The following is a 10436-nucleotide window of genomic DNA, read 5'->3' on the forward strand; positions in this document are numbered from 1 at the left end:
ACGCCCAGCGGACGGGCGCTCAGCATATCGTACAGCTCCTGGTTTATCACATTCTGCTGCTGCAGTAAGCGCAGCACCAGGTTGCGACGCTCCAGCGCCAGTTTCGGGTTACGCCACGGGTTATAGATTGACGCCCCTTTCACCATCCCGACCAACAGCGCCTGCTGGTCGAGGCTCAACTCTTCGACCGGACGGCCGAAGTAATACAGGCTTGCCAGCGGGAAACCGCGAATTTCATTATCGCCGCTCTGCCCCAGGTAAACCTCGTTCATGTACAGCTCAAGAATGCGATCTTTGCTGTAGCGGGCATCCATGATAACGGCCATATAGGCTTCGTTCGCCTTACGCCAGTAGGAACGCTCACTTGAGAGGAACAGGTTTTTCACCAGTTGCTGGGTCAGGGTACTTGCCCCCTGCACCGTGCGGCCAGCGGTCAGGTTCGCCACCAGCGCGCGGCCGATCGAGTACAAGCTGATACCGTCATGCTCGTAGAAATGACGGTCTTCCGTCGCGATAAGGGTATCGACCAGCAAATCCGGGAAGCCGCTGCGCGGCACGAACAGGCGCTGCTCGCCGTTTGGCGACGACATCATGGTGATGAGGCGCGGATCGAGGCGGAAGAACCCGAACTGGCGGTTGTTATCCATATTGGTGATGGAATCCAGATGATCGCCGTCAAAGGTCAGACGCGCGCGCACCTGTCCTTCTTTGCTGTCCGGAAAATCAAACGGACGGCGGATCATCTCGATGCTGTTCGCCTGCACGGTGAATTCGCCAGGACGCGTCATCGCACTCACCTGACGATACTGGGTGGCGTTCAGCAGGCGCACCATCTCGTTTTTGCTGACCGGCATATCCGGTTCAAGGCTGACCATACGACCGTACACCGCCGCCGGCAGTTGCCAAACTTTACCGTCAATACGGGCGCGAATTTTCTGATCCAGATACACGCCGTAGATGGCGATCAGCACCGCAAAAACAATGCCCAGTTTTACCAGCAGCCAGAACCAGCCGCGTTTACCCCGCGGCTTACGCCCTTTGCCCTTACCTTTGCGCGGCATGGAGTCGTCTTCCTCATCGTCATCATCATACTCGTCGTCATACTCCTCTTCCCTGAGCTGACGACGGCTAATCTTTTGCTTTGCCGGACGTGCAGGTTTTCCTTTACGTCCAATCGGCTCGCGGTCATTCCCCGCCATGCTTATTCTCCGCAATGTTCAGGCTTAAGCGCCTGATTCTCTTATTCTTCACCTGATGGTAGAAGAAGAAATCTCTCAATTTACGAGTACTTCTTCGTGCGCCGCGTCGGAGCGGTATTCGCCGGGTCATCCGGCCACACGTGTTTCGGGTAGCGCCCTTTCATCTCTTTTTGCACTTCACGGTAGGCGCCCGCCCAGAACGCGCTTAAGTCGCGCGTTCTCTGTAGCGGCCGCTGCGCAGGCGACAGGAGCTCCAGCACCAGCGCGACTCGCCCCTGAGCGATAGTCGGGGTGGCGGCCTCGCCGAACATTTCCTGCATCCGCACCGCCAGCGCCGGGGGGTTATCCGCATCATAGCGAATCGCAATCCGGCTGCCGGTGGGCACAGTGTAATGAGTTGGCAGCGAACTCACCAGACGTTGCTGTAATGACCACGGCATGAGGTTCAGCAACGCCTGCTGGATATCCAGCGCTTTCAACGCCCGCAGCGAATGGACGCCGGACATATGCGGCAGCAGCCAGCTCTCCAGCGACGCCAGCAGGGACGCGTCATCCACCGCAGGCCAGTTTTCTTCCGGTAGCCATTGCGCGGCGCACTGTAAGCGTAGCCGCAATTGCTCCGCGTCAGGGGTCCAGTTCAGCACCGACAGGCCCTTATCGCGGATCCCGTTCAGCATCGCCTGGTGCAGCTCCTCCTCTGAGGGTTTTGACAGCGGCTGTACTTTGACCGTCAGTTGTCCGATGCGGCTGCGCCGCCAGGCTTTCAGCGTCCCCTGAGCGTCATCCCACTCAACGGTGTCGGACTGACTCAGCAACTGCGGGCACTGGGCGATCAGCGCGTCAATATCGACCGCCAGCGCCTGCAGGATGCGGGCGTCAGGGGACTGACTGCCCTGCAGCAGCAGCGGCGCAATCAGCCACTCATGACGGCCCAGCGCATCGTCGGCGTCCAGCATCGCGCCCATCCCGTTCGCCAGTTGATAACGCCCCTCCTGTCCGCGACGCCGGGCGATGCGGTCGGCAAACGCCTGCGCCAGCAGCGGCGCCATGCGGTCGGCGTCAGGGGAGCCCGACGACGTCGCCAGACGCTGGCTGAGCGCCTTCGCCCGCTGCTGCCAGTTCGGCACCTGGCGGGAAAAAGCTACGCTGAGATCGGCATTGCCGCCGCGCGGCGGCTCCTCGAGAATGGCGGCCAGCTTTGCCGCCGTCGCGACGCCATCCGCCCCGTTGGCGGCAATCAGCATCGCCGCCAGTCGCGGATCGTTGCCCACTGACGCCATTTTTTGCCCGCGCGCGGTGAGCCGCTCTCCCTCAAGCGCCCCCAGCTGTTGCAAAAGCGCGCGCGCCGCCGCCAGGTTGCCCGCAGGCGGATTATCCAGCCAACTGAGCGACGTTGGGTCATAGCATCCCCACTGCAACAGATCGAGCTGCAGGGCGCTGAGATCGCTTTGCAGGATCTCCGGCTCGCCCTGCGCCGCGGCGCGCTCTGCCTGCTCTTTACCCAGCAGGTGCAGGCAAAGGCCCGGCTCAAGACGCCCGGCGCGTCCGGCGCGCTGGGTCATTGAGGCCTGGCTGACGCGCTGGGTCACCAGACGCGTCAGTCCGGTGCGCGCATCAAAACGGGCGACGCGCTCCTGGGCGCAATCCACCACCAGGCGGATCCCTTCAATGGTCAGACTGGTTTCGGCGATATTGGTCGCCAGCACCACTTTACGCATCCCCGCCGGGGCGGGCAAAATCGCTTTACGCTGTTCGGTCAGCGGCAGCGCGCCGTACAGCGGGCACAGCAGCACATCGGACGCCACGCGGGTCGCCAGCTGTTCCTGCACCCGCTGAATTTCCCCGACGCCGGGTAAAAACAGCAGCAGCGATCCCGGTTCGCTGCGCAGCAGCTCCGCGGTGGCGATAGCGACGGCCTCATCAAAGCGCTGATGGGCCGCCAGCGCCTGATAGCGGCGCTCCACCGGAAACGCCCGCCCTTCAGACACCACGACAGGCGCATCCGGCAGCAACGCCTGCAACCGTTCGTTATCCAGCGTCGCCGACATGATAAGCAGCCGGAGGTCGTCGCGAAGCCCCTGCTGCACGTCCAGCAGCAGCGCCAGCGCCAGGTCCGCCTGCAGGCTACGCTCATGAAACTCATCGAGGATCACCAGCCCAACATCCGCCAGTTCGGGATCGCGCTGGATCATGCGGGTAAGGATCCCTTCCGTCACCACTTCAAGACGGGTGTTTCTGCCAACACAGGTTTCCGCGCGCATCCGGTAGCCGACCGTTTCGCCGGGCTTCTCGCCCAGCAGTTCCGCCAGGCGCTGCGCCACGTTGCGCGCCGCCAGACGGCGCGGCTCCAGCAGGATGATTTTGCCGTCGATACCGCCCTGTTCGAGAATTTTTAACGGCAGCCAGGTCGATTTCCCTGCCCCCGTCGGCGCAGTCAGCAGAACCTGCGGCGCATCACGTAACGCCTGAAGAAGAAGGGGCAGCACAGCGGCAACCGGCAATGACGACACAACACGCTCCGGGACAAAAGGGTTAACATCGAAAGGCTGACATTGTAGCATCGCGATAGATCATTACCGAGTTTCCATTATGTCTGAGTCAAAAAGGCTGTTTTTCGCCCTCGAGTTACCGGGCGATGTACAGCAGCAGATAGTCCACTGGCGTGCCGCCCACTTTCCCGACGACGCCGGGCGACCGGTCGCGGCGGCCAATCTGCATCTGACGCTGGCGTTTCTGGGTGATATCAGCGCTGAAAAACAGCGCGCGCTTGCCGCGATGGCCGGACGCATCCGCCAGCCGGGCTTTACCCTGCAACTGGATGACGCAGGCCAGTGGTTGCGCTCGCGGGTGGTGTGGCTCGGCAGTCGGCAAACGCCGCGCGGCCTGTTGCAGTTGGCGAATAAGCTGCGCGCCCAGGCGGCACGCAGCGGCTGCTACCAGAGCCCGCAGCCGTTTCATCCGCACATCACGCTGCTGCGCGATACCCGCCACGCGGTCCCTATTCCGGCGCCTGGCTTTCGCTGGACGATACCCGTAGAGACCTTCGCGTTGTATGAATCGCGGTTTATTCGCGGGCGCACCCGTTACACGGCGCTGTCGCGCTGGACATTAACCGACGACAAGGAACAAGGATGAAGTTTCAGCCCCCGCTGCAATCCGCTACGCTGATTAAACGCTATAAGCGTTTTCTTGCCGATGTCATCACGCCCGAAGGGGAGACGCTGACGCTGCACTGCCCGAATACCGGCGCGATGACCGGGTGCGCAACGCCAGGAGATACCGTCTGGTACTCAACGTCTGACAATGTGAAGCGAAAATACCCGAACACCTGGGAAATGACGCAAACGCAGGAAGGCGCATTTATTTGTGTCAATACGTTACGCGCCAATGCCTTAACGAAAGAGGCAATCACCGCCGATGCCATCCCTCCGCTCTGCGGATATAGCACCTTGAAAAGTGAAGTGAAATACGGCGAGGAGCGAAGTCGTATTGATTTCTTGTTACAGGCAGAAGATCGCCGTAACTGCTATATTGAAGTGAAATCGGTTACGTTGGCGGAGAACGCGTATGGCTATTTCCCCGATGCCGTGACAGAACGAGGTCAAAAGCATCTGCGGGAATTAATGAGTGTGGCAGCATCAGGCGATCGTGCCGTCGTCTTTTTTGCGATTCTTCACTCAGCCATTACCCGTTTTTCCCCCGCGCGCCATATTGATGCGAAATACGCGCAGCTATTGAGCGAGGCACACGGCAAGGGGGTCGAAATTCTGGCTTATAAAGCGGAACTTTCGGCAGAAATAATGACTCTGAATGAGCCAGTACCCGTTGTGTTATGATTATGACGAGGTGAACAGGTGGATAATCGCTGTGCAGGTCGCGTGCGCAAATACGCTTTTCCTCACAGGGTTGTCAAGTGTAACGTTTAGATAATTGCTATCCGGAAAAGCTTCTGCTATTTATAGCGACCTGATTTTCCCCCAACATGGGGATCGATAGTGCGTGTTAAGGAGAAGCAACATGCAAGAAGGGCAAAACCGTAAAACATCGTCCCTGAGTATTCTCGCCATCGCTGGGGTGGAGCCATACCAAGAGAAACCGGGCGAAGAGTATATGAACGAGGCCCAGCTAGCGCACTTCAGGCGTATTCTTGAAGCATGGCGTAACCAACTCAGGGATGAAGTGGATCGTACCGTTACCCATATGCAGGATGAAGCTGCTAACTTCCCCGATCCGGTGGATCGCGCCGCACAGGAAGAAGAGTTCAGCCTCGAACTGCGTAACCGTGACCGTGAGCGTAAGCTCATCAAGAAAATCGAGAAAACGCTGAAAAAGGTCGAGGACGAAGATTTCGGCTACTGCGAATCTTGCGGCGTGGAAATCGGTATTCGTCGTCTGGAAGCACGTCCGACTGCCGATCTTTGCATCGACTGCAAAACTCTGGCGGAAATTCGCGAAAAACAGATGGCCGGTTAACCCCCGCGCCGTCATGACGCTCACAAAGGCGGGAGTCACTCCCGCCTTGTTATCATAGATATGTCTGAATCTCACTATATTGGGCGCTTCGCGCCGTCTCCCTCCGGTGAATTACACTTCGGTTCCTTAATCGCCGCTCTTGGCAGCTATTTGCAAGCCCGCGCTCAACAAGGCACCTGGCTCGTACGCATCGAAGATATCGACCCTCCTCGTGAAGTTCCCGGTGCCGCAGTGGCTATTTTGCGCCAGCTGGAACATTACGGGCTGCACTGGGACGGCGAAGTCGTCTGGCAGTCGCGGCGCCACGATGCCTACCGCGAACGCCTGGCCTGGCTTTATGAGCAAGGGCTTTGCTACTACTGCACCTGTACCCGGGCGCGGATCCAGAGCGTCGGCGGCCTCTACGACAGCCACTGCCGGGATTTGCATCTTGAGGCGAAGAATGCGGCGTTACGCCTGCGCCAGACCCGGCCGGTGCTACGCTTTCACGATAAGCTGCGCGGCGCCATCGTGACGGATGAAAAGCTGGCGCGGGAAGATTTTATTATTCACCGCCGCGATGGGCTGTTTGCCTATAATCTGGCGGTGGTCGTGGACGACCATTTTCAGGGCGTCAATGAAATTGTCCGCGGCGCCGATTTGATAGAGCCGACGGTCAGGCAAATTTCGCTTTATCAGCATTTCGGCTGGCAGGCGCCGGATTATATTCACCTGCCGCTGGCGTTAAATCGCGACGGCAATAAGCTGTCTAAACAGAATCACGCGCCAGCGCTATCGCCTGGCGACCCACGGCCGGAAATTATCCGTGCTTTACAGTTTCTTAATCAGGATATCGTTAAGGGATGGCAGGATTTGAGTCTCGAGAACCTGCTAAAAAATGCGGTGGCTAACTGGACACTTTCCCGGGTACCGGAAATCCAGCATTCTCAAACGCCTCTTGCTGAGCTATGATTAGCCGCTATTTTTTTGTCCTGACGACTGACGATATATTCGAGGTGCAACATTTTTACCCGAGTCGCTAATTTTTGCCGCAAGGTGCTAAGCCGTGAAGAAAATGGGGCTGAAACCGTCGACGCAAAACCAGAAATGACGGTCATCCCGCGTGAGCAGCACGCTATTTCCCGCAAAGATATCAGTGAAAATGCCCTCAAGGTGCTCTACCGTCTGAATAAAGCCGGTTACGAGGCTTATCTCGTGGGCGGCGGCGTCCGCGACCTGCTGCTTGGCAAAAAACCAAAAGATTTCGACGTGACCACCAGCGCCACGCCGGAGCAGGTACGCAAACTGTTCCGCAACTGCCGCCTGGTCGGCCGCCGTTTCCGCCTGGCGCACGTGATGTTCGGCCCGGAAATCATCGAAGTGGCGACCTTCCGCGGCCACCACGAAGGTTCCACCAGCGATCGCGTCACCTCACAGCGCGGTCAGAACGGTATGTTGCTGCGCGATAACATCTTCGGTTCGATTGAAGAAGATGCCCAGCGCCGTGATTTCACGATCAACAGCCTCTACTACAGCGTGGCGGATTTCACCGTTCGCGATTACGTCGGCGGCATGCGTGACCTACAAGAAGGCGTGATTCGCCTGATTGGCAACCCGGAAACCCGCTACCGTGAAGATCCGGTGCGCATGCTGCGCGCCGTACGTTTTGCCGCGAAGCTTGGGATGCGCATCAGCACGGAAACCGCCGAGCCGATTCCGCGCCTGGCGACGCTCATCAATGACGTACCGCCAGCCCGTCTGTTTGAAGAATCCCTGAAGCTGCTGCAAGCAGGTTACGGGTATGACACCTACCAACTGCTGCGTGAGTACAGTCTGTTCCAGCCGCTGTTCCCGACCATCACCCGCTACTTCACCGAAAACGGCGATAGCCCGATGGAGCGCATCATCAGCCAGGTGCTGAAGAATACCGATAACCGCATTCACAACGATATGCGCGTTAATCCGGCGTTCCTGTTTGCCGCGATGTTCTGGTATCCACTGCTGGAAATGGCGCAGAAAATCGCCCAGGAAAGCGGTCTTGCCTACTATGACGCCTTCGCGCTGGCGATGAACGATGTGCTGGACGAAGCCTGCCGTACGCTGGCCATCCCGAAACGCATCACGACGCTGGTGCGCGATATCTGGCAGCTGCAGTTGCGCATGTCCCGCCGCCAGGGCAAACGCGCCTGGAAGCTGATGGAGCATCCGAAGTTCCGCGCCTCCTACGATCTGCTGGCGCTGCGCGCGGAGTCTGAGAGCAATGCCGAGCTACAGCGTCTGGTGCAATGGTGGGGAGAATTCCAGGTCGCTGCGCCGCCAGCGCAGAAAGATATGCTGGACGATCTCGGTGATGAGCCCGCCGCCGCCCGTCGCCGCCACCGCCGCCCGCGCAAACGCGCGCCGCGTCGTGAAGGCAGCGCATGACCCGCGTCTACATCGCCATCGGCAGCAATCTCGCCTCACCGCTTGAGCAGGTCAATGCTGCCATTCGCGCGCTGGGCGAGATCCCGCAAAGCCATGTCGCGGCGGTATCCGCCTTTTACCGTACGCCGCCGCTGGGGCCGCAGGACCAGCCTGATTACCTCAACGCCGCGCTGGCGCTTGATACCGCCCTCGACGCACACGCCCTGCTCGACTACACCCAGCGCATTGAGCTGCAGCAGGGCCGCGTTCGCAAAGCCGAACGCTGGGGGCCGCGCACCCTCGATCTCGACATCATGCTGTTTGGCGACGAGGTCATCAACACCGAACGCCTGACCGTACCGCATTACGACATGAAAAACCGCGGTTTTATGCTGTGGCCGCTCTACGAAATCGCCCCGGAGTTACGCTTCCCTGACGGAACGCCCCTCGATGCTATTCTTAAACTACTGGAATGCGCACAACCTGCGTACTGGTAAAGGCTAAAGTCATTGTTCTTTTGACCTGTTACAATGCCGCAAGAATCGGCTTTCGTTATCAGGAAACGTTATGAAACCAACCACCATCGCCTTATTGCAGAAATGCAAACAGGACAAGAAACGCTTCGCCACCATCACCGCCTATGACTACAGCTTCGCAAAGCTGTTTGCCGAAGAAGGCATTAACGTCATGCTGGTGGGCGATTCGTTAGGGATGACGGTCCAGGGACATGATTCCACGCTCCCCGTGACAACTGAAGATATCGCTTACCACACCCGAGCCGTTCGTCGCGGCGCGCCGAACTGTCTGCTGCTTTCCGACCTGCCGTTTATGACCTACGCCACGCCAGAGCAGGCGTTTGAGAATGCCGCCGCCGTCATGCGAGCGGGCGCGAACATGATTAAAATCGAAGGCGGCGCCTGGCTGGTTGAGACCGTCAAAATGCTGACCGAGCGCGCGGTGCCGGTCTGCGGCCACCTGGGGCTGACCCCGCAGTCGGTCAATATCTTCGGCGGCTATAAGGTGCAGGGGCGCGGCGACGCCGCCCAGACGCTGTTTGACGACGCCCGGGCGTTAGAAGCGGCAGGCGCGCAGCTGCTGGTGCTGGAATGCGTACCGGTTGAGCTCGCCAAACGTATCACCGACGCGCTGTCGATTCCGGTTATCGGTATCGGCGCCGGTAATGTCACCGACGGACAAATCCTCGTGATGCACGATGCGTTCGGCATCACCGGCGGCCATATCCCTAAATTTGCCAAAAATTTCCTGGCGGGCGCGGGCGACATGCGCGCCGCCGTGCGTCAATATATTGCCGAGGTTGAATCCGGTGTTTATCCGGGCGAAGAACACAGTTTCCATTAAGGAGCCAAGTTGTGCTGATTATCGAGACCCTGCCGCTGCTGCGCCAGCATATCCGCAGATTACGTCAGGAAGGTAAACGCATCGCGCTGGTGCCCACCATGGGCAACCTGCATGATGGTCATATGAAGCTGGTTGAAGAAGCGAAAGCGCGCGCTGACGTGGTGGTGGTAAGCATCTTCGTTAACCCGATGCAGTTCGACCGGGCCGACGACCTGGCGCGCTACCCGCGCACGCTACAGGAAGACTGCGAAAAGCTGAACAAACGCAAAGTAGACCTGGTGTTTGCGCCAGCGCCTGCGGATATCTACCCGCAGGGCACCGAAACGCAGACTTATGTCGACGTCCCTGGGCTCTCCACCATGCTGGAAGGCGCCAGCCGCCCGGGCCACTTCCGCGGCGTATCGACCATCGTCAGCAAGCTGTTCAACCTGGTTCAGCCGGATGTCGCCTGCTTTGGCGAGAAGGATTTTCAGCAACTGGCGCTTATCCGCAAAATGGTCGCCGATATGGGTTATGACATCGACATCGTCGGCGTACCCATCCTGCGCGCGAAAGACGGGCTGGCGCTGAGCTCCCGCAACGGCTATCTCACTGCGGACCAGCGCAAAATCGCCCCTGGCCTGAGTAACGTGCTGAACGCCGTCGCGGAAAAACTGCAGGCTGGCGACCGCTCTCTTGATGAAATGGTCGCCCTCGCCGAACAGGAACTGAATGAAAAGGGCTTGCGCGCTGATGACATTCAGATTCGCGATGCCGACACGCTGCTTGAGCTCACCGAAACCAGTAAACGTGCGGTTATCCTGATGGCCGCCTGGCTGGGTCAGGCGCGTTTGATTGATAATAAAGTGGTTGAACTGACCCTGTAGACAGGGGTGGCAAAACGGGCAATACTGCCCTGAAACACGCCCGGCGGCACGCTCTCGCCTGCCGGGTTTTACACAGGCCGGGCAGGCAGAGCGCCACCGGCTAAGCACCGGGAATGTAAAGGTAAAGTTATGATTCGCACTATGCTGCAGGGCAAGC

At 59.1% G+C, this 10436-nt stretch carries 10 protein-coding genes; 8 read left to right on the forward strand and 2 right to left on the reverse strand.

The genetic code is table 11. The features are described from left to right. Together JO226_RS11955 and hrpB are read right to left on the reverse strand one after the other, a co-directional pair. On the reverse strand, positions 1-1199 hold a 1199-nt coding region (locus JO226_RS11955), incomplete at its 3' end, for a transglycosylase domain-containing protein (protein ID WP_293583084.1). Positions 1200-1279: 80 nt separating this feature from the next. Further along, the gene (gene hrpB, locus JO226_RS11960) at positions 1280-3709 is read right to left on the reverse strand and encodes an ATP-dependent helicase HrpB (protein WP_293583085.1); all 2430 of its coding nucleotides are present in this window, start codon (positions 3707-3709) and stop codon (positions 1280-1282) included. 79 nt (positions 3710-3788) lie between these two features. Here hrpB and thpR point away from each other — a divergent pair, with 79 nt between their 5' ends. The 8 genes from thpR to panC all read left to right on the forward strand — a co-directional run bounded on the left by thpR (position 3789) and on the right by panC (position 10279). Beyond that, positions 3789-4334: an RNA 2',3'-cyclic phosphodiesterase gene (gene thpR / locus JO226_RS11965; protein ID WP_293583086.1), complete on the forward strand. Its 546-nt coding sequence runs from the start codon at positions 3789-3791 to the stop codon at positions 4332-4334. Continuing rightward, positions 4331-5035, forward strand: a complete 705-nt coding sequence (gene sfsA, locus JO226_RS11970; protein WP_293583087.1) for a DNA/RNA nuclease SfsA — start codon at positions 4331-4333, stop codon at positions 5033-5035. Before thpR ends, sfsA begins: the two co-directional genes overlap by 4 nt. A gap of 181 nt (positions 5036-5216) precedes the next feature. Next, positions 5217-5672, forward strand: a complete 456-nt coding sequence (gene dksA / locus JO226_RS11975) for an RNA polymerase-binding protein DksA (RefSeq protein WP_001155227.1) — start codon at positions 5217-5219, stop codon at positions 5670-5672. A gap of 60 nt (positions 5673-5732) precedes the next feature. After that, positions 5733-6623 carry a tRNA glutamyl-Q(34) synthetase GluQRS gene (gene gluQRS, locus JO226_RS11980; RefSeq protein ID WP_293585966.1) on the forward strand — a complete coding sequence of 297 codons (891 nt, stop codon included), beginning with the start codon at positions 5733-5735 and terminating at the stop codon, positions 6621-6623. A gap of 51 nt (positions 6624-6674) precedes the next feature. Continuing rightward, positions 6675-8075: a polynucleotide adenylyltransferase PcnB gene (gene pcnB, locus JO226_RS11985; RefSeq protein ID WP_293585970.1), complete on the forward strand. Its 1401-nt coding sequence runs from the start codon at positions 6675-6677 to the stop codon at positions 8073-8075. Beyond that, positions 8072-8551 carry a 2-amino-4-hydroxy-6-hydroxymethyldihydropteridine diphosphokinase gene (gene folK, locus JO226_RS11990; protein WP_293585967.1) on the forward strand — a complete coding sequence of 160 codons (480 nt, stop codon included), beginning with the start codon at positions 8072-8074 and terminating at the stop codon, positions 8549-8551. Before pcnB ends, folK begins: the two co-directional genes overlap by 4 nt. A gap of 70 nt (positions 8552-8621) precedes the next feature. Further along, on the forward strand, positions 8622-9413 hold the full coding sequence (panB, locus tag JO226_RS11995) for a 3-methyl-2-oxobutanoate hydroxymethyltransferase (RefSeq protein ID WP_293585968.1): 792 nt from the start codon (positions 8622-8624) through the stop codon (positions 9411-9413). An 11-nt stretch (positions 9414-9424) separates the two neighbouring features. After that, positions 9425-10279: a pantoate--beta-alanine ligase gene (gene panC / locus JO226_RS12000; protein ID WP_293585969.1), complete on the forward strand. Its 855-nt coding sequence runs from the start codon at positions 9425-9427 to the stop codon at positions 10277-10279. Positions 10280-10436: the final 157 nt, after the last annotated feature.

Source organism: Pluralibacter sp., assembly GCF_019237635.1.
In the GTDB taxonomy this organism is placed as follows: Bacteria; Pseudomonadota; Gammaproteobacteria; order Enterobacterales; family Enterobacteriaceae; genus Enterobacter_B.